The 21,570-nt window shown below is 69.4% G+C and carries 25 protein-coding genes; 7 read left to right on the top strand and 18 right to left on the bottom strand.

All coding sequences use genetic code 11. From position 1 onward, the window contains the following. Positions 1-86: 86 nt before the first annotated feature. The 3 genes from OG698_RS43490 to OG698_RS43480 all read right to left on the bottom strand — a co-directional run bounded on the left by OG698_RS43490 (position 87) and on the right by OG698_RS43480 (position 2,542). Entirely contained in the window at positions 87-815 is a 729-nt protein-coding gene (locus OG698_RS43490) for a DUF899 family protein (RefSeq protein WP_406109666.1), read from the bottom strand. A 138-nt stretch (positions 816-953) separates the two neighbouring features. After that, positions 954-2,201 carry an RNA polymerase sigma factor gene (locus tag OG698_RS43485; RefSeq protein WP_406109665.1) on the bottom strand — a complete coding sequence of 416 codons (1,248 nt, stop codon included), beginning with the start codon at positions 2,199-2,201 and terminating at the stop codon, positions 954-956. Beyond that, positions 2,198-2,542, bottom strand: coding sequence for a YciI family protein (locus tag OG698_RS43480; RefSeq protein ID WP_399980996.1), 345 nt, complete (start codon positions 2,540-2,542; stop codon positions 2,198-2,200). Before OG698_RS43480 ends, OG698_RS43485 begins: the two co-directional genes overlap by 4 nt. A gap of 92 nt (positions 2,543-2,634) precedes the next feature. On the opposite strand from OG698_RS43480, the gene OG698_RS43475 reads away from it, so the two are divergent. Then, positions 2,635-3,507 (top strand): LysR family transcriptional regulator, encoded by an 873-nt coding sequence (locus OG698_RS43475; RefSeq protein ID WP_406109664.1) that lies wholly within the window; start codon positions 2,635-2,637, stop codon positions 3,505-3,507. Between the two features lie 113 nt (positions 3,508-3,620). Then, positions 3,621-4,487, top strand: coding sequence for an NAD-dependent epimerase/dehydratase family protein (locus OG698_RS43470; protein WP_406109663.1), 867 nt, complete (start codon positions 3,621-3,623; stop codon positions 4,485-4,487). Here the strand turns inward: OG698_RS43470 and OG698_RS43465 are convergent. From OG698_RS43465 to OG698_RS43450, 4 genes are all read right to left on the bottom strand, one after another. Continuing rightward, positions 4,408-4,995, bottom strand: coding sequence for a WD40 repeat domain-containing protein (locus tag OG698_RS43465; protein WP_406109662.1), 588 nt, complete (start codon positions 4,993-4,995; stop codon positions 4,408-4,410). The genes OG698_RS43470 and OG698_RS43465 overlap by 80 nt on opposite strands. A 171-nt stretch (positions 4,996-5,166) precedes the next feature. Continuing rightward, the gene (locus OG698_RS43460; RefSeq protein WP_406109661.1) at positions 5,167-6,015 is read right to left on the bottom strand and encodes a calcium-binding protein; all 849 of its coding nucleotides are present in this window, start codon (positions 6,013-6,015) and stop codon (positions 5,167-5,169) included. A gap of 262 nt (positions 6,016-6,277) precedes the next feature. After that, complete coding sequence (locus tag OG698_RS43455; RefSeq protein ID WP_406109660.1) at positions 6,278-7,603, bottom strand: MFS transporter; 1,326 nt, start codon at positions 7,601-7,603, stop codon at positions 6,278-6,280. Further along, entirely contained in the window at positions 7,600-8,088 is a 489-nt protein-coding gene (locus OG698_RS43450; protein ID WP_406109659.1) for a MarR family winged helix-turn-helix transcriptional regulator, read from the bottom strand. The genes OG698_RS43455 and OG698_RS43450 overlap by 4 nt, the downstream gene beginning before the upstream one ends. A 106-nt stretch (positions 8,089-8,194) precedes the next feature. Between OG698_RS43450 and OG698_RS43445 the strand changes: the two genes are divergently transcribed. After that, positions 8,195-8,503, top strand: a complete 309-nt coding sequence (locus OG698_RS43445) for an ArsR/SmtB family transcription factor (RefSeq protein ID WP_406109658.1) — start codon at positions 8,195-8,197, stop codon at positions 8,501-8,503. Next, positions 8,500-8,892 carry a VOC family protein gene (locus OG698_RS43440; protein ID WP_383090255.1) on the top strand — a complete coding sequence of 131 codons (393 nt, stop codon included), beginning with the start codon at positions 8,500-8,502 and terminating at the stop codon, positions 8,890-8,892. Before OG698_RS43445 ends, OG698_RS43440 begins: the two co-directional genes overlap by 4 nt. A 35-nt stretch (positions 8,893-8,927) precedes the next feature. Here the strand turns inward: OG698_RS43440 and OG698_RS43435 are convergent, their stop codons facing one another. The 5 genes from OG698_RS43435 to OG698_RS43415 all read right to left on the bottom strand — a co-directional run bounded on the left by OG698_RS43435 (position 8,928) and on the right by OG698_RS43415 (position 13,874). Further along, positions 8,928-9,491 (bottom strand): NADPH-dependent FMN reductase, encoded by a 564-nt coding sequence (locus OG698_RS43435; protein ID WP_406109657.1) that lies wholly within the window; start codon positions 9,489-9,491, stop codon positions 8,928-8,930. 97 nt (positions 9,492-9,588) lie between these two features. After that, positions 9,589-10,551: an RNA polymerase sigma factor gene (locus tag OG698_RS43430; protein ID WP_406109656.1), complete on the bottom strand. Its 963-nt coding sequence runs from the start codon at positions 10,549-10,551 to the stop codon at positions 9,589-9,591. A 272-nt stretch (positions 10,552-10,823) separates the two neighbouring features. Further along, positions 10,824-12,197 (bottom strand): carotenoid oxygenase family protein, encoded by a 1,374-nt coding sequence (locus tag OG698_RS43425; protein ID WP_406109655.1) that lies wholly within the window; start codon positions 12,195-12,197, stop codon positions 10,824-10,826. Between the two features lie 304 nt (positions 12,198-12,501). Next, positions 12,502-13,197 (bottom strand): alpha/beta hydrolase, encoded by a 696-nt coding sequence (locus OG698_RS43420; protein ID WP_406109654.1) that lies wholly within the window; start codon positions 13,195-13,197, stop codon positions 12,502-12,504. 47 nt (positions 13,198-13,244) lie between these two features. Beyond that, entirely contained in the window at positions 13,245-13,874 is a 630-nt protein-coding gene (locus OG698_RS43415) for a hypothetical protein (RefSeq protein ID WP_406109653.1), read from the bottom strand. Positions 13,875-14,132: 258 nt separating this feature from the next. On the opposite strand from OG698_RS43415, the gene OG698_RS43410 reads away from it, so the two are divergent. Then, positions 14,133-14,852: a haloacid dehalogenase type II gene (locus tag OG698_RS43410; RefSeq protein ID WP_406109652.1), complete on the top strand. Its 720-nt coding sequence runs from the start codon at positions 14,133-14,135 to the stop codon at positions 14,850-14,852. A gap of 1,095 nt (positions 14,853-15,947) precedes the next feature. Here OG698_RS43410 and OG698_RS43405 read toward each other — a convergent pair. From OG698_RS43405 to OG698_RS43385, 5 genes are all read right to left on the bottom strand, one after another. Beyond that, entirely contained in the window at positions 15,948-16,661 is a 714-nt protein-coding gene (locus OG698_RS43405; RefSeq protein ID WP_406111613.1) for an HAD family hydrolase, read from the bottom strand. 58 nt (positions 16,662-16,719) lie between these two features. Next, positions 16,720-17,601 carry a hypothetical protein gene (locus OG698_RS43400; protein WP_406109651.1) on the bottom strand — a complete coding sequence of 294 codons (882 nt, stop codon included), beginning with the start codon at positions 17,599-17,601 and terminating at the stop codon, positions 16,720-16,722. Positions 17,602-17,715: 114 nt separating this feature from the next. Next, a complete protein-coding gene (locus OG698_RS43395; protein WP_406111611.1) occupies positions 17,716-18,264 on the bottom strand; it encodes a YciI family protein in 549 nt (182 codons plus the stop codon). Between the two features lie 157 nt (positions 18,265-18,421). After that, entirely contained in the window at positions 18,422-18,895 is a 474-nt protein-coding gene (locus tag OG698_RS43390; protein WP_406109650.1) for a carboxymuconolactone decarboxylase family protein, read from the bottom strand. A gap of 129 nt (positions 18,896-19,024) precedes the next feature. Beyond that, complete coding sequence (locus OG698_RS43385) at positions 19,025-19,648, bottom strand: TetR/AcrR family transcriptional regulator (protein ID WP_406109649.1); 624 nt, start codon at positions 19,646-19,648, stop codon at positions 19,025-19,027. Between the two features lie 124 nt (positions 19,649-19,772). On the opposite strand from OG698_RS43385, the gene OG698_RS43380 reads away from it, so the two are divergent. Then, on the top strand, positions 19,773-20,576 hold the full coding sequence (locus tag OG698_RS43380; protein ID WP_406109648.1) for a hypothetical protein: 804 nt from the start codon (positions 19,773-19,775) through the stop codon (positions 20,574-20,576). 60 nt (positions 20,577-20,636) lie between these two features. On the opposite strand, the gene OG698_RS43375 is transcribed toward OG698_RS43380, so the two are convergent. Then, on the bottom strand, positions 20,637-21,116 hold the full coding sequence (locus tag OG698_RS43375) for a polyketide cyclase (protein ID WP_406109647.1): 480 nt from the start codon (positions 21,114-21,116) through the stop codon (positions 20,637-20,639). Positions 21,117-21,213: 97 nt separating this feature from the next. Here OG698_RS43375 and OG698_RS43370 point away from each other — a divergent pair, with 97 nt between their 5' ends. Then, positions 21,214-21,558 (top strand): VOC family protein, encoded by a 345-nt coding sequence (locus tag OG698_RS43370; protein WP_399980948.1) that lies wholly within the window; start codon positions 21,214-21,216, stop codon positions 21,556-21,558. Positions 21,559-21,570 lie beyond the last annotated feature (12 nt).

The following is a 21,570-nucleotide window of genomic DNA, read 5'->3' as shown; positions in this document are numbered from 1 at the left end:
AGAGCTTGGGGAGTCGGCAACTGACGGCAACGCCGCGAGGTGCGGCACCAGACCCCGCGAGCCCGGCGTGATCCAAACGAAAGACCCTAGCTCCCGGCGGCTTCCAGTTCGTCGGAGCGTCCGGCGTCCAGGCGGGGCCACTGGGCGGTGGGGCGTCCGTCGGTGCGCAGGTAGTTACCGCTGATCTGCGGCCAGCCGTCGGGCGATTCCTCCCACGACTCCTGCCGCCCGTACGCCGTCCGGTCCAGCAGGCTGTACGTCTGATCCATGGCCTCGACGCCGCGGCCTGTGGTCCAGTACGTCTCGAACACGCGGTCTCCCTGGCGCAGATAGCACGCCAGCATGAACGGGCCGCGCCCCGCCATCAGCGTGTCGATCGACTCCTCGGCCGAGTACCAGGGCACGTCCCAGCCCATGAAGTCGCGGTAACGGACGCTCACCTCGTACGGGCCCTGGCACAGCGTCGCGTAGGTGACGTCTCGGGAGTGCAGGTAGGACAGCTCGCGGACCTGACTGTTGAAGAACGTGCAGCCCTCGCACTGGTCGGCGGCGGGGTGGCCGGCGTGCCACATCTGGAAGTACGCGATGAGCTGCGTGCGGCCCTCGAACGCGTCCAGCAGCGTGACCCGACCGGACGAACCGGTCAGCGGGGCGCCGGCGTCCACTTCCACCATGGGCAGCCGGCGGCGGGCCGCCGCGATCGCGTCGCCTTCACGGGTATACGCCTTCTCCCGGATCCGCAGCGCGTCCAGTTCCGCCTGGTAGGCGGCTCGGTCGACGGCCTTGGGGGCGGGTGCGCTCGTTTCGGTGCTCATGAGAACTCATCCCTTCATGTCCTTGTCCGGAGCGTCTTCTCCGGCTCACTCCGGAGCGACTGTCACCCCACCGACGAAGACGGACCCCCCGGATCGACACCGACGGCGAAAAAATTCGCCGGATGTGCACGACGTCGCTCACAGCTCGCCGTTTCCGCTGGTCAGCTCCCGGATCCGGCTTGTCAGATAGCGGCGCTCGGCCTCAGTCGGCGCCAGTTTCACCGCTTCCTCGTACGCGTGCCTGGCCTCGGCCCTCCGGCCGGAGCGGCGCAGCAGGTCGGCCCGGGTCGCGGGCAGCAGGTGGTAGCCGTCGAGCCGCCCGGATGCGGCCAGCTCGTCGACCAGCGCCAGGCCGGCCGGGATGCCGTCCGCCATCGCGACCGCCACCGCCCGGTTCAGCTCGACCACCGGGGACGGGGCCAACCGGGCCAGCTCCGCGTACAGCACCGCGATCTGCGGCCAGTCCGTGCTCTCCGTGTCGGGCGCGGTGGCATGACAGGCGGCGATGGCGGCCTGTACCTGGTACGGCCCACTGCGCCTCGTGGCCAGCGCCTCGTCAAGGGTCTCCACCCCCTCGGCGATCAGCCCCTGATCCCACCGGCTCCGGTCCTGCTTCTCCAGTGTGACGAGCACGCCGTCGGACGTACGGGTCATGCGCCGCGCCTCGTGCAGCAGCATCAGGGCGAGCAGCCCGCGTGGCTCGGATTCGGCGGGCATCAGCCGGATCAGGACCCGGGCCAGCCGGATCGCTTCGGCGGTCAGCGCCCGGCGGTCGTCCGCACCCGCGTCGTCGTACCCCTCGTTGAAGATCAGGTAGAGCACGGCGAGGACGGCGGCGAGTCGCTGCGGGAGCAGGTCGGCGGGTGGCACGCGGTACGGGATGCCGGCCTCGGCGATCTTGCGTTTGGCGCGGACCAGGCGCTGCGCCATCGTCGGCTCGGCGGTCAGGAAGGCACGGGCGATCTCGGCGGTGCTCAGCCCGGCCAGCGTACGGAGGGTGAGCGCGACCCGTGCGGGGAAGGGCAGCGCGGGATGGCAGCAGGTGAAGATCAGCCGCAACCGCTCGTCCGGGATGTCCTCCACCGGCGGTTCATCCGGGTCGCGGGTGATCACGGCGAGCCGGCGCAGCTTGGCCGCACCCGCGGCGTCGCGCCGCAGCCGGTCGGTGGCGCGGTTGCGGGCGGTGGTGGTGAGCCATGCGCCGGGGCGGCGCGGCACGCCGTCGCGCGCCCAGGTCGTCAGCGCTGCGGCGAACGCGTCCTGCGCGCAGTCCTCGGCCAGGTCCCAGTCGCCCGTCGTCCCGATCAGGGTCGCGACCACCTGGCCCCACTCGCCCCGGAACGCCTCGTCGACGGCCGTCCGGACCCGGTCGTCCGGCGCGGTCATTCCCAGACCGGGCGGATCTCGACGCCACCCCAGCGCGCGTACGGATGGCCCTCGGCGATCGCGATCGCCTCGTCCAGGTCCGCACACTCGACGATGACGAAGCCGCCGACGAAGTCCTTGGTCTCCGCGAACGGGCCGTCCGACACCAGGGTTTCGCCGTCCCGGACCCGGACCGTGGTCGCGTCCACCACCGGACGCAGCCGCGCGCCGACAAGCATGCCGCCCCGCCGGTCGAGATCCGCGAGCCAGGCCTGGTGTGTCGGATCCGCCTCCAGCTCCTCGTTACTGGGAGAAGCTTTCTCGTCGTCGCAGATGAGCAGCACGTACTTCACCCTGTTCATTCTGCCCCCGATGCTCCCGGCGCGAGAGCGTCGCATCACGACGCAGGTACGGAGGATTAGCCTGGGCGCATGGCGTCTGCACAGCGGGAACGGTGGGAAATGTAGTGGATGTCGATCTGCGCAAGCTGCGCTATTTCGTGGTCGTGGCCGAGGAGTTGCACTTCGGCCGGGCCGCGGAGCGACTGCACATCACGCAACCGGTGCTCTCCCGGCAGATCCGCGCCCTGGAGCATGAATTGCGCGCGCAGTTGTTCGCCAGGAACAAACAGTCCACGGAGCTGACGGAGGCAGGCCGCCAGCTGCTGGAGGACGCCCGTCCCCTGCTGGCCGGCGCGCAGGCGCTCCAGCTTCGTGTCCAGCGGGCCGCGCACGGGACGTCGACCTTCACGGTCGGCTTCATGCCCGGGATCACCGTGACCGGCGCGGTGCGGGCCTTCGCCGCCAGACATCCCGACCTCGGCGTGGAGGTGGTGCGCACCTCCTGGGAGAACCAGGTTCAGGCGGTGCACGAGGGGCTTCTCGACGTGAGCTTCGTACGGTTGCCGGTCGACCACAGCGGCCTGGTTCTGCGCCCGGTCTACCGGGAACCGCGCGTCGCCGTCGTGCCGGCGCATCACCGCCTCGCGGGCAAGGAGTCCATCGGTATCGCGGACCTGGCCGCCGAGCGCCTGCTCCAGGACCCCGACGCCGTCCCCGAGTGGCGCGACCTCCCCGACCGGACCGGCGGCGAGGCATCCGGGCCGCCGCCCGTGTTCCGCAGCGTCGAGGAGAAGCTCGAACACGTCGCGACCTCCGGCGGCGTCGTCGTCCTTCCGCTCTCGACCGCGGCGTACTACACCCACACGGATGTCGCCCACGTACCCATCGACGACATCGGCCCCAACGAGGTGTGCCTTGCCTGGAGCGCTCACCGGCAGTCCCCGCTGCTGCAGGAATTCGCCGACATCGCCGTTGCACAGCACTGATGCCCTGAGGGCATCACCGACGACGGACTAGGTCTTGGACGCGGGGTACGGCACGGGGCCAGGGTGGAGGAGCGGCGGACCTCCCGCCGCCATGCGAAAGGACCGTGAGGGCGATGCAGGTCTTCATCACGGGCGGCTCCGGGTACATCGGCCGCTCCACCATCAAGGCGCTCATCCGGCGTGGCATCGAGGTGACGGCGCTGGCGCGCAGCGAACGCTCGGCGCGCACCGTGTCGGACCTGGGCGCGACGCCTGTCGCGGGGGCGCTCACCGACACCGACGTCCTTCGTGAGGCGGCCCGCCAGGCCGACGGAGTGATCCACCTGGGGGTGGACTACGCCGAGGGCACCGCGGACGTCGACCGCGTCGCGGCGGAGGCCCTGCAGGACGGCGCGGCAAGCCACCCGTATGTACACACAGGCGGGGTCTGGGTGTACGGGAACACCGACGGAGTCGTCGATGAGACCGCCCCGCTCAGCCCGCCGCGCATCACCTCGTGGCGGCTGGAGAACGAGAAGCGCGTGCTCGCGCGGGCCGCCACCGGGGAGCGCCCGGTGGTGGTGATGCCGGGACTCGTCTACGGCCACTCCGGCGGCCTTGTGCAGTCGTTCTTCGCCGAGCCGGGACGCGCCGCCGGCGCCGTGCCCTGCATCGGGGACGGCTCCAACCACTGGGCCCTGGTCCACGTGGACGACCTCGCCGAGCTGTACGTACTGGCTCTGAATGCCCCGGCCGGTTCGGCCTACGCCGGGGTCAGCGACCAGAACGTCCCACTGGCGGACATCACCCGAGCCCTCAGCCAGGCCGTCGGGTGCCCGGGCAGTATCGACTCGCTGACGCTCGAGGAGGCCGTGCGGCGGATGGGCCCGGTCGCCGAGGCATTCGCCCTCGACCAGCAGTTCACCGGCGCCCGTGCCCGCCGCGAACTCGGCTGGACACCCACCCGTCTCGACGCGCTGACCGAGCTCGCGAGGGGCTGAACCGCGAATCCGCTTCGGCCGGCCGTTCCCGACCGGCAACAAGCCCCGTCCAACGAATCCGCACGTCCCAGAGCCGGATCACCCGGTCCTGGCCACCGCTGGCAAGGGTGTGTCCGTCGGGGCCGAACGCCACGCAGATCACCGGCCCGACGTGCCCGGTCAGGGCGAGTCGCCGGTCTCCGGTGGCCGCGTCCCAGAGGTGGATCACGCCGTCGTGGCCGCCGCCGGCCACGGTGCGGCCGTCCGGGGCGAAGGCCAGGGAGGTGACTCTTTGCGGCTGTCCGTCCAGTACGCGGAGATCCTCACCAGTGCGGGTGTCCTTGAGGTGCACGGTAGATGCGCCGTGGGCGGTGGCGAGGACTTCTCCGTCCGGGCTGAACGCGAGGCTTGTGCAGGAAGTCCGGCCGGACAGCTTCCAGCGGAGCTGACCCGTGGGGACGTGCCACAGTCTCGTCGTCTTCTTGTCTCCTCCACCGGCGACGTTGCGGGTCACACCGGAAAGCTCCATCCGTACCCCCGTCCGGACCGGTCGCGCGGCCTTCGCGGCATCCCTCCGAGGTACGGAACCTACGCCACGAGCACACCGCGTGAGGGGCTGCGAGTTTCGTCGGAGGCACGTCAGTGAGGGCAGCCGACGCCGGCCCGGGCACTGGGAGTTCCCGGGCCGGCGGATGGGACGTCAGTCCTGGTGGACGACGTTCGTGCCGGGTCCGCCCGAGAGGGTGTCCGTGCCGGCTCCCCCGTACAGCTTGTCGTTGCCGCTGTTCCCGTAGATCGTGTCGTCGCCGGCTTCGCCGTACAGAACGTCGTCGCCCCTGCCGCCGTACAGGTAGTCGCTCCCGTCGCCGCCGCGGATCGTGTCGTTGTCGTCGCCGCCGGACAGGATCTGCCTGTCCGCACCTCCGTAGATCGAGTCGCGGCCGGCACCGCCGTCGACGGCGCTGTCCTCGCCCCTGGAGTGGATGGTGTCGTTGCCGATGCCGCCCTGCGCGATGGTGCCGTCGGCGGCGTCGATCGTGTCGTTGCCGTCACCGCCGAGCACCACCGTGACCGGACCCACGGAGAGGTTGTCGTCGCCCGCTCCACCAGTGACGCCATTGCCCTGAACGCCGCCGGTCTCGGTCAGGGTGTCCTTGCCGTCGCCCATGTCGATCGAGGCGAAGTTGTACGTCTCGTCGGTCTGGTTGTCGTGGGTGAGGACATCGTTGCCATCACCGAGGAACAACTCGAGGGAGGCGTACGGGTCCTGGCTGTCCACCGTGGTGATCGTGCAGGTGACCTCGGTCTGGTCCGTGCCGCTCGGGTACGAGCAGCCGTCGCCCGCGCTGATCGTGACCACGTCGTCGATGAGGTACGTGATGTCAGCTCCGTTCTTCGACGCTGTGACGGTCACGTCGTTGGTCTGACCGGGGGCGGCGGTGTAGGCGACCGCACGGCCGTCGATCGCGGCGGTGGCCGGCGACGTCGCGGCACCGGCCGTTCCGGCCAGCAGGACGGGGCCGGCAAGCCCCGCACCGACAGCCAGCATCACCGCCGACGCGGCGCGCAGCGTACGGCGGCTTAAGGGACGAGAGTGCATTGCATTGCCTCCATGAGGAGTATGTGCCTCTAACAACTACATGTGACTCCCGTGGTATTCGCTTGGTTGCGTCGCCGGTTGGCAGGAAATGCGCCTCGCAGGTGCGTCAAAGACGTCGGAGACGGCTATGAACTGCGGCTATCGGTAATGCGATCGACAATTGGCCAATTCTTTCTTCAGTGGCGGTCCAACTCGGGTTCACTCATTGGCCTCATCCTGTCTCTGAGCCGTCATATTTCGGCGCGGCGTCTGCAGTTTCGGACGACGGGCCTCCGTAAGGCTCCTCGCTCCGGCGATTGTTGGGGGTGCGCGGCGTGCGGTAGGCGCGGAGGGGGGCGTTGGTCGCTGCCACCGTCGCGACCGCCAGCGTGGCGGACAGGCCGCCGACGACCAGAGCGAAGGGGGCGGAGGTCGCCGAAGCCATCAACCCGCCCCGGAAATTGCCGAGTTCGGGGCCCGCGACGCCGATGACATGTTCCACGGAGGAGACTCTCCCCCGGTACGCGTCCGGGGTCTCCAACTGAACCAGCGCACTGCGGGTGACCACGGAGACGGTGTCGGCGGCACCTGCCACGGCCAGGCAGCCGAGGGCCGGCCACAGCGGCCCGGAGAGGCCGAAGCCGGCCAGCGCCAGGCCCCAGACGGCAGCCGCGCCCAGCTGGACCAGGCCGCCGCGGCGCCAGCGTGTCACCGTGCCGGAGAGAAGGCCGGCCGTGATCCCGCCGACCGCGATGGCCGAGAGGAACAGGCCGAGTGTCTGCGGGTTGCCGCCGAAGCGGATCTCGTTCACCAGCGGGAACAGCGCGATCGGCATGGCGAGGAGCGTCGCGGACAGGTCGGTGACCATCGAGCCCCACAGCGTCGGGCGACGCAGGACGATCCGCCAACCGCCTCGCTGCGGGCGCCGCTCGGCGACAGCTGCATCCGCACCCTCGGGCCTCATGGCCGGAAGACGGATCACCGCGAGCATCGAGACCACCGTGGCCACCGCCTGGGCGGCGTACGCGGCAGAGAGGTCCCAGCGGGCGATGATCAGCCCGGCCAGTGCGGGCCCGGCCAGCATCGCCACCTGGAAGGAGATGTTCGTCAGCGCGAGGCCGGCCGCTACCTGGTCGGCCGGCAGCAGCCGGACCGGGAACGTGCGCCGGGCCGGGGCACCCAGCGCGCCACAGGCGGTCCCGGCAGCAACCAGGGCGAGCAGCAGGAACACGTTCCGGTTGCCCGCCAGGGCCTGAGTCGACAGCCCTGCGGCGACCAGCAGTTGGCCTGCCGTAGTGGCCCTCACCAGCGCCCGGCGGTCGACACTGTCGGCCAGCGTGCCGCCGATCAGTCCGAACAGCACCATCGGCAGGCCGGTGGCGAGCCCGATGGCGCCGGTGCCCACTGTGCTGCCGGTCAGGTCCCAGACCTGGGCGAGCACCGCCACGGTCGCTATCTGGCCGCCGAGTTGGGATGCCGAGGTGCCGATCCACAGGTGCCGGAACGGTCGGCTGCCACGCAGCGGGCGGGTGTCGAGGAACCGCACCCCCACTTTCACTGCGGCGGCTCGGCCAGGTGGTGGAGGATGCGCTCGCGCATCGACCGTTGCTCCAGCGCCCGCCGCACCTCCTCGACGACAGCGGTCATCGCGTGCGGGGTCTCACCGTCCAGTTCGGCGACCGTCGCGTGCGTGGCCCGCCACTCGGCCTCCAGGAACGGCACCAGCGAACGTCCGCGCTCGGTCAGGTTGATCCGCCGGGTGCGGGCGTCGGGCCCCGGTTCGGAGGTGACCAGATCCTCCTTGCGCATGGCGGCGATGGTCTGGCTGATCGCGGAGTGCGAGCGGTTCAGGGACTCCGCGAGCTCGCGGATGGTGAGCGGTCCGGTGTGGGCGAGCCGGATCAGCGGGTACGCGAACCGCGGCCGCACCCCCTTGATGCCACGCTCGACGTAGACCTGCTCGATCTCGGCATCCATGGCGGCCAGCAGCTCGTGCAGCGAGTGCCAGGGGTCGGGCAGCGCGGTGGGGTCAGAAGATGTCACAGCGCTAATATAACAGCGCTAATGCAATAGCGCGGAACACGACGGAATTCGCCACCTCGGGCGCCTCGACTTGATAGGCAAGCGAGGAGTTGCCTATCATTCGGCCATGGCCGACGATCTCTTCAAAGCCTTGGCCGACCCCACCCGCCGCACCATCCTCGACGAGCTCACGGAGAAGTCCGGACAGACACTGTTCGAGATCTGCGGGCGGCTGAGCATGAAGCACCAGCTCGGCATCTCGCGCCAGGGGGTCTCCCAGCACCTTGCCGTGCTCGAGGCAGCCGGGCTCGTCGAGACCAGGCGTGAAGGCCGCTACAAGTTCCACGAGCTGAACACGGAGCCACTACGGCACATCGTCGAGCGATGGCCCGTGCCCGCGCCCCACACATCCGGACCGGAGGAGAGCACCCCATGAAGATCCACCTGACCAGCGTCCTCGTCGACGACCAGGCCAAGGCCGAACGCTTCTACACCGAGATCCTCGGCTTCGTGAAGAAACACGACGTCCCGGTGGGCGAGAAGCACCGGTGGCTGACCGTCGTCTCACCGGACGAGCTCGGCGGCACCGAACTCCTCCTGGAGCCCGCCGACCACCCCGCCGTCAAGCCCTTCCGCGACGCGCTCATCGCGGACGGCATCCCGCTCGCCCAGTTCGCGGTCGACGACGTGCAGGCGGAGTACGAGCGCCTGAGCAACCTCGGCGTCACCTTCACCCAGGCCCCCCTGGAGATGGGCCCCGTCACCACCGCTGTCTTCGACGACACCTGCGGCAACCTGATCCAGATCGCGACGGAGCCGCAGTAGGCGCCGACCGGCCGCGTGCGGGGCCAGGGATGGAACTACGTCTCGTCGGGCTCAGCGGCCGGTGCATGCAGACCTGCCAGCAGACCAAGCACCTCGCCGAGTCGCCCGCGCGCCGCCGCGTCCGTGATCACTCCGTCCGTGCCGACCATCCGGCGCTCCACCGGGATCCTCGAGCAGGCCGATTCCACGATGTCGGCGCCCGTGTAGCCGAGCACCGTTCGCAGCGTCGCCGCCGCACCCTCGCCCCGGCCGGGGGAGGCCGCGTTCACGAAGGCCACGGGCTTGTCGCAGATCTCGGTGCCGCCCACTGTCCAGTCCAGCAGGTTCTTGAACGAACCCGGCAGCGTGCCCGCGTACTCCGGCGTGCAGATCAAGATCGCGGTCGCCTCCGCGATCGCCGCGCGCAATCCAGCCACGGGAGTCGGCAACGGATCCGCGTCGTCGTCCGGGTTGAAATGCGGAAGGGCGGCCAACCCGTCGTACATGACCGTGCGCACCGGCGGGGAGGCCAGGGCCTGCACGGTGCGCAGCACGGCCTCGTTGGAGGAATCGGTCCGCAGGCTTCCGGACAGCAACAGGATCGATGGCGGCTCAGACATCGGCCCAACATATCTGCCCGTTCACCAACCCCGGCGGACGTACTGCGTAGTTCGGCCGCGAAGGCGGGGTGGACGACAGGCCGGTAGCCGCCACCCGTCAGCCACCCTCCTGAAGCGACGCCCGCCGCTCCGGCCCCGGGAACACCACCCGGAGCCTTTGGACCCGTCCCTCGCTGCGGAACATGAGCCAGGCCAGGTTCGACGGGCAGGGATTGACCGCGCCGACGGGGTTGGTGACATCCATCTCCCAGATGATGATGTCGCGGCTCGCGATCACATGGCGCAGACGCTGGCGCACCCCGGCCTCCAGGGTCCGGCGCATGACCGGGACGGGATGGACACGCTCCCCCGGCCGGTTCAGGATGCCGACCAGTTTGGTCTCCTCCGGCCACAGCTCCGAGATCTCCCTGGGCAGGGAGCCGCGCTCGGACGCCTGCAGAGTCGCCACGGCCTCGTGCCTGCTTTCCTCGGTGAGCGCGGCCGCGTCGTCGTGCGCCTGCGCGGCGGTCGACAGGAGCACCTGCGCCATTCTCGCCCTGGCCTGGCTGAGCCGGCTGCGCACCGTGCCGACCGGCACCTCGCACGCGTCGGCGATCTCCTGGTAGGACGTGATGCCGCTGAAGTGGCGCAGCATCAGCACCAGTCTCAGCTGTTGCGGAAGCTCCTCCACCGCGCCCCAGATCCAGTCACGCATCGCGTGCTGCTCGATGAGCTGATCGGGGGGCGTCGAACCATGGTCGCGAAGGTGCAGGAGGTCAAGCCCGTCAAGGCCTGGCGTCTCCCGAGTGGCGCGCAGGCGCATGCGGGAGGTGTTGCGCACGACCGCCCGCAGCCACGCTCCCACGGCCGCGGGGTCTCTCACGTCCCCGATGCGCCGCAGCGCGGTCAACGCGGCGTCCTGCACCGCGTCCTCCGCGTCGGGGCCGTGACCGAGCAGGCTCATCGCCACCGCCCGCATCGGCGCCTGGTGGCGGGCCAGCAGCAGACCGAGGGATCCGGTCTCGCCGGCCTGGGCCCGGCGGGTGAGTTCCTCATCCGTGGGTGGGTCGAGGGGCACCATGTCTGAACGTCTCCGTGACGGTGTGAGCGATGGATCGGTGTCGGGATCGGGGCCAGTGTTTCTCTTGGTCTCAGGGTCGGTCCCCGCGGCTCAAAACCCGTGTATTGCCAGGCAGTTGGAATCTCCCTTCCTGCCGCTCGGCAATGCGCGAAGGGTAGACCTTGGGTATCAGGTCGAGGGTCGCTTGCCGGGGAGAATACGCCGGTGCAGCTTCTCGGCGTCCACCATGGCGGCTACGACCCCTCTGACAGGACTCCTCTGTCAGCCGAGCGTCAGGACCGGGGGGCGGGCTCCGGCAGCCAGCTTCCGTGGAAGCCGGACGGAACCGGGTAGGGCAGTTCCACCACTGCTTGTACGGTCATTTGCGCGGCGTCGAGTACGAGCAACTCCCCCGCCTCGCCCTCGTCGTTCGAGACGAGTGACAGGAGCCAGCCCTCGTCCTCGGCCGCGCCGTCCGCCGCCGGCACGAAGACCGCCTCCCCCGCGGAGCGGCTACCGGGCGTCTCATAGGTGCGTCCCGTGCTCCGAGTGAGGTCGTGTTTGGCGATGCCGTCACCGTTGACGGTGTACAGGTAGCGGTTCGGGCGCCCGGTGAGAGTCTCGTTGTGGGTGGGGAACTCGCTTGTGCGGTCGTCGAGTTGGGACTCGTCCGCGCGGCCGGTCGACGGGTCCAGCGTCCAGCGGTACAGGACGGAATCGGCCTGGGAGGCAGGATCCGGCTCCCGTACGCCGACCGGACCGCTCGGGCCCGCGGGGCCGCCGATGCCTGTCCACGTGTGCTGGAAGCCGGTCCGGTCATAACGCACCGCGTCCAGCACGATCCTTCCCTGCGCGTCCTCGTAGGCGTTGCCGACATGGAAGACGTAGCAGGGATCGACGTCGTACCACCGCACGGCGGCCCTCCCGGGCGTGCGGGACATGACGCCCAGCCGTGCGCCGTAACCGTCGTCCCACCGGTAGGGCATGCCCCCCTGTCCGGCCAGGGCGGGGTCGAAGACGACGGGAAGGTCCATCCAGACGATGTGGTGCTCGGTGATGGCGAAGTCGTGCATCATCGTCGGTCCCGGCACGTCGACGGGGCGGCTGTCGAGCAGTACTCCCTCCGCCGTGACCCGGTGGTACGTGAGGTGCGGTGGGGCGAATCCGGTCCCGAACAGGTGCAGTTCGCCCGTGACCGGGTCCTCCTTGGGATGTGCGGTCATCGAGGTGGTCAGCCGTCCCGCGAAGTCGTACGGTCCGACGGTCTCGAGCGACGGAGTGACCCAGTAGGGGAGCCCCACTTCGCACAGGGCGAGGACGGTGTCGGCGTGCCGGATCACGTGGGTGTTGGCCGGCGTCGCAGCCAGGTCGACGGTGGAGTCCGCGCGGATGAACGGATGCCCCTCCAACTCCCTTGTGCGGACCCACCTGTTGCGGTACCACTCGGCGCGGCCGCCCCGCAACCGGATGCCGTGGAGCATGCCGGGGCCGGTGAACCAGTGGCCCTTGTCCTCGCCGGGCAGCGGGTTGGGACCGTTCCGCAGATAGCGGCCGTCCAGGTCGGGCGGCAGGGAGCCTCTCACGGTGAGATCCGCCGCGTCTCGCTCCTCGGGGACCGGGGCGAAGCGGCCCCGGAGATACAGGGGAAGGGTGGTCTCGTCGGTCATACTGCTCTGCTTTCCTGGCTTCGATGTCGACTTGCGGCAATTACCTCGTGCCGAGTGCCATGGGGCCGTCGCCCCGGTGGAGCCCCCTGCGGATCCCGTGAGGGGGCACGGGATCCGCAGGGGAGAGCATTCGGTGAACGTCGTTACGCTGAACCGCCGTTGACCGGCCGCCATCACACGCGTGGCCCTCTGGGACACACCGGCGGCGAGCACGTCAGGGAACCCGTCGGGCCCGCAGACAGAGGTCCTCACCGGTGGCCCCGTCCACGTCGATAGAGGGAACGCACCCGTCAGCTCAGGTTCCTCATCCGGTCACTCCTGAAGCGGCCTTCTTGATGAGCGCGGCCACCTCGGCGGGCCTGGACACATACACGACGTGGCTGCCGCCGGTTTCGACCACCGTCGCGCCGGCCCGCTCGGCCATGGCGCGCTGCGCAGGGGGCGGGATCATGCGGTCGTCGGTGGCGACCAGGTAGAAGCTCGGCCTGGATCGCCAGGCGGGCTGTCCGGCCGTCCCGCCCAACGCGTCCACGCCCCATGGCACTTGGGAGTCAGCGAGGAACCGGGCCTCGTCGGCGGGCAGGTCCCCGGCGAACGACGCGGCGAACTTCTCCCGGTCCAGGAAGAGGAACCCTTCGCGGGGAGGGAGGATCGGAGGGACGGGAGCCCCGGGCGGAGGGTCGGCGATGAGGGTGTTCACGGACTCGCCCTTGTCGGGCGCGAACGCGGTGACGTACACGAGCGCCGTCACGTTCTCGTGATTGCCCGCCTCGGTGATCACGACTCCGCCGTAGGAGTGTCCGACGAGTACGGTCGGACCGTCCTGAGCGTCGAGTGTCAGGTTGGTCGTGGCAACGTCGCCTTCGAGCGAGAGCGTGGGGTTCTGGACGACGCTCACGTTGTAGCCGTCCGCGCGCAGCAGCTCGTGGACCCCCCTCCAGCCCGATCCGTCGACGAAGCCGCCGTGAACGAGAACGACGTTCGTAGCTTGCGTTGCCATCCTTGCTTGCCCCGCCTGCCCTGCCCGCCCTGCTTCAGGTGTGGTGCTCACGATGCGCCAACTCCTTCATTCGTTGTGGTCTTGGTCTTGGTCTTGGTGCGGGGAGAGGTCGCCACCGGCGCGGCCTGGGCCGCCAGCAGCCGGGCCTGGGCCCGGGCCGGATAGACCTTCGTGAAGACGGCGGGGCCGACGAGACCGGCGACATGGGCCGCGATGCCCACCCAGGCAGGGGCGTCCACCGCGCCGCAGACAGCCAGGCTCACGCCGATGAAGGTGAAGCCCGAGCCCCAGGCACTGGTGATGTGGTTGTTGACCCGGATGAACTCCGGCATGTCCCAGTACTCGCGGGGTGTCTGGCGCCGTGCGATGCCCAGCGTGAAGGGACGGCGGATGGCCAGGCTCCCCCAGGCGGTGGCGGCCAGCCAGGCGAAGGAGATGACGTCGGTGTGGTCCGCCAGGCCGGAGTCGGGCCTGGAGACGGCGACGGCGCCGACCACGACGAAGTACAGGACTGTGCTGATCTCCAGGATCAGAGCGTCGAGGCCGACCCCGCGGCGGCGGTCCTGCAGCAGGAGCAGCAGCCCCGTGACGAGACCCCCGACCGCGCCCCAGCGCCAGTCGAAGGACGACACGACGCCGGCGACGATCCAGGGGATGAATCCGCGCAGATAACCCATTAAAAGTTCCTCGGTGAAAGGGAGTCGACGACTACGGAAGGAGTGCGTTACCGAAGCCGTCGAGTGACCGACACCGACAAGATGCGCGGCGAGTACGGAAGTTCGAACCAGACGTTGTGGCGCTCGTCACAACTGGCTAGGGGCTACCTGGAGCCGTCTGCCACTCGGCCGCAAGCGTCCAGCGCAACTTGCACCCCTTGCGACCTCCCGTTACGTTCGACCATCAGGCGTTTCGCCCCTCACACGGAGACCTCGCCCATGCCGGAGCTGGAGATCGATGCCGTCGTCTTCGACGTACTCGGCACGCTCGTCGACGAGCCCGCCGGTATCCGCGCCGGCATTCGTGAACTCGATCCGTTGCTCGACGATCCGCAGGTCGAAGACCTTCTGTCGCTGTGGCAGGAGCACATCGACGGCGAGCAGCGTCGCATCGTCGACGGTGGCCGGCCCTACGTCACCAGTGACGCTCTCAACCGGGAAGCGGCCCAGCTAGTCGCCGACGCCGCCGGAGTCGACGTCCCTTCCGCTGTAACGGCGTTGGCCGTGTCGGGTCGCCGGCTCCCGCCCTGGGCCGACACCGTGGCGGGGCTCGCCCGACTTGCGGAACGGTTCCCGCTGATCGGACTCTCCAACGCGAGCCGGACGGCACTGCTGGAAGTCAACGCCCACGCCGGCCTGCGCTGGCACCAGGCGCTGTCCGCCGAGGACGCCCGGACCTACAAGCCGGACCCAGCGGTCTACCGGCTTGCCGTCACCGTCTCCGCACGACCGCCGGAGCGGCTGTTGATGGTCGCCACTCACGCGTGGGACTTGCGCGCGGCACGAACCCTCGGCCTGCGCACCGCCTACGTCACCCGCCCCGTCGGCGACCCGCCCACCGCCGAGGACCGATTCGACCTGTACGCCGACGACTTGGACGACCTGGCCGAGCAACTCGACAAGGGCGGCCCTGCCCGCCCCGGCCGGCCCAAGCCATAGGGTTTGACGAACCAGCGCTGCCTGACCGTCACATGACGCTCGTGCGAGGGCTCACGACCGAGTCCGGGTCCCCCGACGTCCACACCGTGTCGCAGGAAGTGCAGGCGAATCTGTTGGACAGGCCGTCGGTATGGCAGCCGCAGCTGGGGCACTGTTCCGTCGTGAAGTAGGCGTTCACGACATACGAGCGTAGTCGCGAACGCCCCTGATGCTGCCGGAAGTCCGTGTGCTTCATGGCGTCCGACGACTCCGTCCGGGCGGATGAGAGGTTCTCGGCGGAACACACGACAGACCTGGTCAGTCCCGGGAGAACGGGTCCTTCGTCGCGGGTGCCGTGTGTTGATCGAACAGCCCGTCCGGCTCAGCGCTCTGGCCAGTCGGCACAGGAGCAGCGCGCGCTCGGCCGGCGGTTCGCCGGGGCGGTCGACCAGCGTCAGGCAGGCCTGCCCCGCCTGCAGTGCGGTGCGCCGTGCCTCGACCTCGTTCCCCGTCGGCGCCCGCCCCTCGGCCAACCGTAGGAGCGCGAAACACAGCGGGCGCTCGTAGCGGGCCCGGTTCGTGACGAACAGGCGGCCGCGAAGGCTCACCTCGTGCTCCGCGATACGGACGGCTTCGTGGAAGGAGCTCGTCATCAGCAGGGCGCGGGCCAGCTGCGCGCAGGTGCTCGCAAGGTCCTCCTCATGTCTCGCGTCGCCGGCCGACAGCTGTACGCGCAGCTCGTACGCCTCCCGCAGGGACGTAACCGCCCGGTCGGCCGTCGCCCAGGACGTGGCGTAGCTCGTGCCGAGGCCATGCGGACACCACGCCAACCCCTCGCGCCCCTCCTCGGTCACGCGGGACAGCCGGCGGTAGAGGGGGTGCGCGTGGCGCAGAAGGATCCTCTCCGCCACCGGACGGTCGTACTCGCGGTACAGGTCGGAGAGGTCGTGGAGAGCGGTTGCATGCCCCTCCGTGTACAGGCTGGGGGCGTACTCTCCGAGGCCGTGCCGGACGGCGCGGGCCTGGTTCAGGACGGTGAGCGCGTCCGCCGAGCGGTCCAGGGCATCGCAGGAGTGGGCGAGCTCGAGAGCTGTCCCGGACTGATTCGCAGACGAGCTAGACGAGGTCAAGAACCGCCCGCAGTGCGTTCGGGCGTCGATCGACGGGCAGGTGGTCGACCAGATGAACCGGACACCCGAGCGCCGCAGCCCCGGCGTCCGCGACGCGATCGTCGCCGACCATGAGGACCTCGCCGGGCGGCAGTCCGAGCTTGTCGCAGGCCGCTCGGAAGAGCCCCGGATCCGGCTTCTGCACGCCGTGCTCGAAGGAGAGGACATACGCGTCGACGAGGCTGTCGACACCGTGGTCGCGGAAGACGGGCCGCAGGTCCCAGCCGATATTGCTCACCACGGCGACCGGAACGCCCCGCCCACGCAGAGCACGAAGAGTCGCCTCGGTGTCGGGATAGGGGCGCCATGCGGCCGAAATGCGATGCCGGTCATACAGAGCCTCGGCCAGCTCCGCCGACGGGAGGGACGCCTCGCGGGCAAGAGCGGTGTACGCAGCACGGTGTTGCTCGGCACTGAGGTCCCGTTCACGCCACAGCCCCTCGAGATGCGACGGCAGCGCGCGAGGTGGAGCCCCTCCGGGCAGAGCCCCCGCCTCGGTCAACCGACCGGCACACGCGGCGAGTTCGTCCTCACCGATATCGAGTCCGGCCTCGGCGACAACCGCTCCCAGCCATTCCGAAACCGACTCGATACGGAAGAGGGTCCCGGAAAAGTCGAACATCACACCTTTGACCATGCCGGCGATCCTCGCCTCCCCCATCACCGGAACGCAAGCCCGGGAGCGGGCAAGGAGACGGACGACGCCCCTGGCGCCTGCATCACGACTTCCGGTACGTCACCAGTGGCGTGGTGTCGCCAAGGTTCCTGAGCTCCATCGGCCCGTCGGCAGTCGCCACCACGTACTCGGAGTTGAACTCCTCGGGTGGGCAGTACGTGGTCTTCTCGCCTTCCAGGACCTTGGCTCCCCTGGGCTGTACCCGGTCCTCCCAGATGTTGATCAGGTCCATGCGGACCCTGCACGTGGGGCCGTTGAGCATCTCGACGGTGGCCGAAGCGGGCACGTTGAGCTTGCTCTGCCGGAAGGTCACCTGGTGGCTGCCGTCCTCGGCGCGCCAGGTGCCGAGGAACCGTTCACCGAGCCTCTTGTACGTGGTCGCGACCTCGCCGAAACCCTTGCCGACGCGCCAGGCGAGCGTCGTCGTGCCGGCCGATGACTTGGACGAGAACTTCGCCGACTTCCCGTCGCGGGCGATGTCGACCCGGTCCCAGCCGTCCCAGTTCTTGGCGATGTGGGTGTCCCACTTCCCCAGTCCACCGGTGCCGACGGCGGCGGCGCTCTCCGTCGGAGGCTCGCCGTCCCGGCAGTACTGTCCGAAGTTGGCGCGCACGGTGACGGTGGCGCGGTATGCCTTCAGGTCGACGCCCCGGCAGGGGTCGGTCTTGGTGGCGTAGACGGTCTTCGACGTGGACCAGGGCTTGTCGACGGCGCTCCGGTGCCGTTCGAGCAGGCCCGTACCGGCCTGGTAGCGCAGGGAGACCCGGCGTCCGTCGGACAGTTCGACGACCGCCTCGTCATCGGTGTCCTTGACGACCCGCGCCGCGCCGGACGGCACGGCCGAGGCGTCGCCCTGACAGGCGGTGATGCCGGCTGTGGCAAACAGCACGGCCCCGGCGATCCCGAAGACACACTCGCGTTGCATTTACTTACGTCCCTCGAGCATCGAAGTGAACTCTCGGATAACTGACGCACGGCGGGCCAGAATCGTTGCACGGCTCGCTCGTCTTCCGCTCTTGTGGCGGGGTGACGGCCGTCATCACCGCCTGCCGCCGAACTGCCAGTTGTGGACCTCGATCTCGGCGTAGAGACCCACGGTCAGAACGGCACACGCGGTGTCCGGGTCCGGCGCCCGGACCAGCGCCGCCGTACCCAGCCAGGTGACGCCGTCGTCGGACAGCAGAGGCCCGTACGCGATCAGGTCGTCCTGATCGGCTGGCACGTCGAGGTCGGCAGTGTGCCCCGCGCCGAGGCCGAGCACCAGGTATCGGTCCCCTTCGGTGGGGCCACCGGGGTAGTCCCACATGGTGCGCCCGAGCTTGTTTTGCCAACGGCGCAGCATCACGTCCCGGTACACGCCGGCCTGATAGCCGGGTTCGTCGAACGCGAACGCGCGTGCCGCGGCGGTGTCCGGCAGGTCGACGATGTGCACACTCCCCGTCGGCTCCTCACCGTCGCTGCTGAGCGTCGGGCCGCGAGCGATCAGCTCTTTGCCGTACCGGTCCATGTAGGACCAGTGGTCTTCCAGCAACTCATGGCGTAGCGCCAGGGAGTCGAGACGATCGCGGTGGTAGCAGAAGAACTCCATGCGCACACTCTCCACCACCATGTCCTGCGCCATCTCGCAGATGTCCTCATTCGGCCTGCGAGCATGGCCATCCGAACGGGCAGGTCAGCCCGCGGCCCGGCGGTCGTCCGGACAGCACCGCCGGGCCAGGCACAGCTCATCGTCTGTCCGGTACGAGTTATCCGAACTGGCCGGGCTGGTAGTCGCCGGCCGGCATCTGGATGATGACGTTCCCGCGGTTGAACGCGTTGATGAGTGCGATCTGCGAGACCAGGGCTGCGAGCTGATCCTCGTCGTAGTACTTGGCGGCGTTCGCCCAGACCTCGTCCGAGACACCACCGGCCGCGTCGGCAAGACGGGTGCCCTGCTCCGTCAGCTCCAGTGCCGCGCGCTCGGCCTCGGTGTAGACCTTGGCCTCCCTCCACGCCGCGACGAGGTTGAGGCGCGTAGAGGTCTCACCGGCGGCAGCGGCGTCCTTGGTGTGCATGTCGAGGCAGCCGCCGCACCCGTTGATCTGGCTGGCGCGGATCTTCACCAGCTCCAGCGTCGCGTGCGGCACCGACGACTCAGCGAGCACCTGGTTCGCCGCGATGATGTGCTTCCAGACCTTCATGGCCGTCGGGTTGCCGAACATGTTCAAACGGGCGTTCATCGTGAACTCCTCCGTCGTTGCCGATGCCTACACCCCTATGACGAAACGGCTCCGCGCGCTGTGACATGGCCCCATGTGACGTGCGTCTCCACGTCCGGCACTGCGGGAGCGGTCACCGACGACGAGGTTTCACGGGATGAGCGTCGCGATACCGGCGCAGACCAGGTCCAGGCTGCGGGTGAACTTCTCGTCCGGGTGGTGGGCGGCCGCGGCGGTAAACGTCCGGGGGAAGCGCTGGGTGAGGGCGGCGATGTCCTCACCGGTGACCGGCATGGCGGGCGGCTCGCTCTGCTCCTGGAGCACGTAGCCGGTGACATGGCTGAGCACGGCGTCGGCAGCGGTTCCGCGGTCCTCGCCAGGGACGCCGGCCTCGGCGAGGGTGTCGAGCAGTCGCTCCATCAGGCAGAGCGCGCCGGGGCTGAGCGTCTTGGGGCTGCCGGCGAGCATGATCGCCCCGCCGGGATGCTGCTGGATGCTCTGCCGTACGGCGATGGCTTGCGCGGTGACCCGCGTCTGCCAGCTGTCCTGCCCCGGCAGTTGGGCCAAGGCCGCGGTGCCGGCGTCGTACGCCTGCCGGGCCACGCGGTCGGCCATCAGCTGGAGCAGCGCGGCCTTGTTCGGCACGTGGTAGTAGAGGCTGCCGGCGTGCACATGGAGCCGTTCCGCGACCTGCCGGATGGAGAAGCCGTGGTAGCCGGTCTCGGCGAATACGGTCATCCCCGCGTCGATGATTCGGTCTGCGGTCAGCTTCACGGCCGCAGTCTAGCGAGCACGAGAGCGAGCACGAGCAGCTTTTCAAACACCGTTTGAAAATGGGCGCCGCCGCGCTACTGTCACGACCGATCAGCAGATCGGCGGGGGACGAAGGGGGGTGACGATGGGCAGCGTGCTGTTCAACGTGACCACGGCGGCACTGATGGTGCTCATGTTCAAAGGCGGTCTGGCTCTGGTCGGTGAGACCACATTGGGCGGGCGGCGGATTCCCTGGGCGGCATCGGGCCTGACCGGGATCGCGCTCGCCGGGGTCGTCCTCCAGCTCTGCTGGTCGGGGGCGATGGGGGCGCTCGACGCGGACCCGGCGAAGTCCGGCTGGTGGCGTGTGGTCACCTCGGTCTTCATGCAGAACGGGGGCTTCGGCGGGGCGGCATGGAACATCGCGACCCTCGCCGCCGTCGCGGGCTTCGCCGAGTGGTTCTGGGGAGCGCCACTGACGCTCTGCCTGTTCGCCGCGGGCATCCTGCTGCCCGAGCGGATCGACGCGCTGTGGGGCCAGACCTCCCACAGCACCGATCCGCGCAATTTCGCGGGCAGTTCGGGCGCGACCTACTTCCTGGGGGCGACGCTGGCCGCGGCACTGCTACTGCACGGCGGGGCTGGTCAGGCGCCCGACAAGGATGCCCAAGGCCTGGCCTCGGACGGCGCCGGGGCCTCAGCCGACGAGAGCTCACCCGGTAACGCCGTCCGCAAGAACCGCCTGCTCGCGCTCGCGGTACCCGTGCTCGGCCTGGCGATGTGGTTCACCCAGGAGAACGGCCACGGGCTGGTCGCCTGCTACGGGTTCGTCCTCGGAGCGCTCGCCCGGGTCGCGTTCCGCACGGTCCTGCGCCCGGACCGCGACCAGCGGCAGCCGCCGCGCACGACGATGTCCTCGCTGACCGGGCTCGTCGGTCGCCGGCCCTGAAGCACCGCGTAGCAGGGATCCCCGATTCCCCGCGTAGCGGGGAGGTCCCGACTCGCCGCCTCAGCGCGGGCCCGTAACAAGCTCGGCCAGGTGGTGCAGCGAGTTGGTGAGGTGCTCAGGGCCGAACGGCGGGAAGTGGATGTACTCCCGGATGGACTGTGGCACCGCCGACCAGTCGTAGGTGACCGTGACCTCGGTCTCGGACGGACCGAGCGGCTCCAGGTCATAACGCCAGATCCAGCCGCCGAACTCCAGGTGACCGTCGTCCTTGCGATACCCCGTCAGCCAGCCGATGGCGCGCGGCGGGTCCAGCACCTGGACCTTGTTGACCACCTGGTAGTCACCGTTCGGGTGGTTGGGGTGATACATGTCCATCCGGAAAATCTGGCCCACCTCGGTCAGCGGCGCCCGGTCGACGGATTCCTGAACCCAGCCGGTGCCGTCGATCGCAGAATGTGCCCTCGGATCCGCCAACACCGCGAACGCTCTCGCGGCGGACACGGCGACAGCCAGAGTGGCGCTCACGTACTCCTCAGCCATGGTGTTCACGCTCCTTGTCATCTCATGTCGCCAGGCCACTGCCTCGGACACGGCGTCATATCCGGGCTCCGCCCCCAGCGGTCAGTACCCTGCACGCATGATCAGCGGCGCTCACGTCATCATCTACAGCCACGACGCGGAGGCGGATCGCGCCTTCTTCAGGGACGTTCTGGAGTATCCGCACATCGACGCCGGCGACGGCTGGCTCATCTTCAAGCTGCCTCCGGCCGAGGTAGCGGTCCACCCCGCCGCCGCACCGTCACACGAGTTGTACCTGATGTGCGACGACGTCAACGCGACGGTCGACGAGCTCTCGGCGAAGGGGGTCGAGTGCACCCCGGTCACGAACGCCGGGTGGGGTCTCAAGACCGGGATCCGGCTGCCGGGCGGTGGCGAGCTGGGGCTCTACCAACCACGCCACGAAACGGCGCACAACCTCTGACGGCCTCCCCAG

It is taken from the genome of Streptomyces sp. NBC_01003 (genome assembly GCF_045162695.1).
GTDB lineage: Bacteria > Actinomycetota > Actinomycetes > Streptomycetales > Streptomycetaceae > Streptomyces.
The sequence above is the reverse complement of the archived record's forward strand: the minus strand, read 5'-3'. Positions and strand labels throughout refer to the sequence as shown.

Excerpts from the sequence above, each read along its gene's own strand:
- OG698_RS43490 (WP_406109666.1), bottom strand. The coding sequence starts at position 815 with ATGAGCACCGAAACGAGCGCACCCGCCCCCAAGGCCGTCGACCGAGCC.
- OG698_RS43485 (WP_406109665.1), bottom strand. The coding sequence starts at position 2,201 with ATGACCGCGCCGGACGACCGGGTCCGGACGGCCGTCGACGAGGCGTTC.
- OG698_RS43480 (WP_399980996.1), bottom strand. The coding sequence starts at position 2,542 with ATGAACAGGGTGAAGTACGTGCTGCTCATCTGCGACGACGAGAAAGCT.
- OG698_RS43470 (WP_406109663.1), top strand. The coding sequence starts at position 3,621 with ATGCAGGTCTTCATCACGGGCGGCTCCGGGTACATCGGCCGCTCCACC.
- OG698_RS43465 (WP_406109662.1), bottom strand. The coding sequence starts at position 4,995 with ATGGAGCTTTCCGGTGTGACCCGCAACGTCGCCGGTGGAGGAGACAAG.
- OG698_RS43460 (WP_406109661.1), bottom strand. The coding sequence starts at position 6,015 with ATGCTGGCTGTCGGTGCGGGGCTTGCCGGCCCCGTCCTGCTGGCCGGA.
- OG698_RS43445 (WP_406109658.1), top strand. The coding sequence starts at position 8,195 with ATGGCCGACGATCTCTTCAAAGCCTTGGCCGACCCCACCCGCCGCACC.
- OG698_RS43440 (WP_383090255.1), top strand. The coding sequence starts at position 8,500 with ATGAAGATCCACCTGACCAGCGTCCTCGTCGACGACCAGGCCAAGGCC.
- OG698_RS43435 (WP_406109657.1), bottom strand. The coding sequence starts at position 9,491 with ATGTCTGAGCCGCCATCGATCCTGTTGCTGTCCGGAAGCCTGCGGACC.
- OG698_RS43430 (WP_406109656.1), bottom strand. The coding sequence starts at position 10,551 with ATGGTGCCCCTCGACCCACCCACGGATGAGGAACTCACCCGCCGGGCC.
- OG698_RS43425 (WP_406109655.1), bottom strand. The coding sequence starts at position 12,197 with ATGACCGACGAGACCACCCTTCCCCTGTATCTCCGGGGCCGCTTCGCC.
- OG698_RS43420 (WP_406109654.1), bottom strand. The coding sequence starts at position 13,197 with ATGGCAACGCAAGCTACGAACGTCGTTCTCGTTCACGGCGGCTTCGTC.
- OG698_RS43415 (WP_406109653.1), bottom strand. The coding sequence starts at position 13,874 with ATGGGTTATCTGCGCGGATTCATCCCCTGGATCGTCGCCGGCGTCGTG.
- OG698_RS43410 (WP_406109652.1), top strand. The coding sequence starts at position 14,133 with ATGCCGGAGCTGGAGATCGATGCCGTCGTCTTCGACGTACTCGGCACG.
- OG698_RS43405 (WP_406111613.1), bottom strand. The coding sequence starts at position 16,661 with ATGGGGGAGGCGAGGATCGCCGGCATGGTCAAAGGTGTGATGTTCGAC.
- OG698_RS43400 (WP_406109651.1), bottom strand. The coding sequence starts at position 17,601 with ATGCAACGCGAGTGTGTCTTCGGGATCGCCGGGGCCGTGCTGTTTGCC.
- OG698_RS43395 (WP_406111611.1), bottom strand. The coding sequence starts at position 18,264 with ATGGAGTTCTTCTGCTACCACCGCGATCGTCTCGACTCCCTGGCGCTA.
- OG698_RS43390 (WP_406109650.1), bottom strand. The coding sequence starts at position 18,895 with ATGAACGCCCGTTTGAACATGTTCGGCAACCCGACGGCCATGAAGGTC.
- OG698_RS43380 (WP_406109648.1), top strand. The coding sequence starts at position 19,773 with ATGGGCAGCGTGCTGTTCAACGTGACCACGGCGGCACTGATGGTGCTC.
- OG698_RS43375 (WP_406109647.1), bottom strand. The coding sequence starts at position 21,116 with ATGGCTGAGGAGTACGTGAGCGCCACTCTGGCTGTCGCCGTGTCCGCC.
- OG698_RS43370 (WP_399980948.1), top strand. The coding sequence starts at position 21,214 with ATGATCAGCGGCGCTCACGTCATCATCTACAGCCACGACGCGGAGGCG.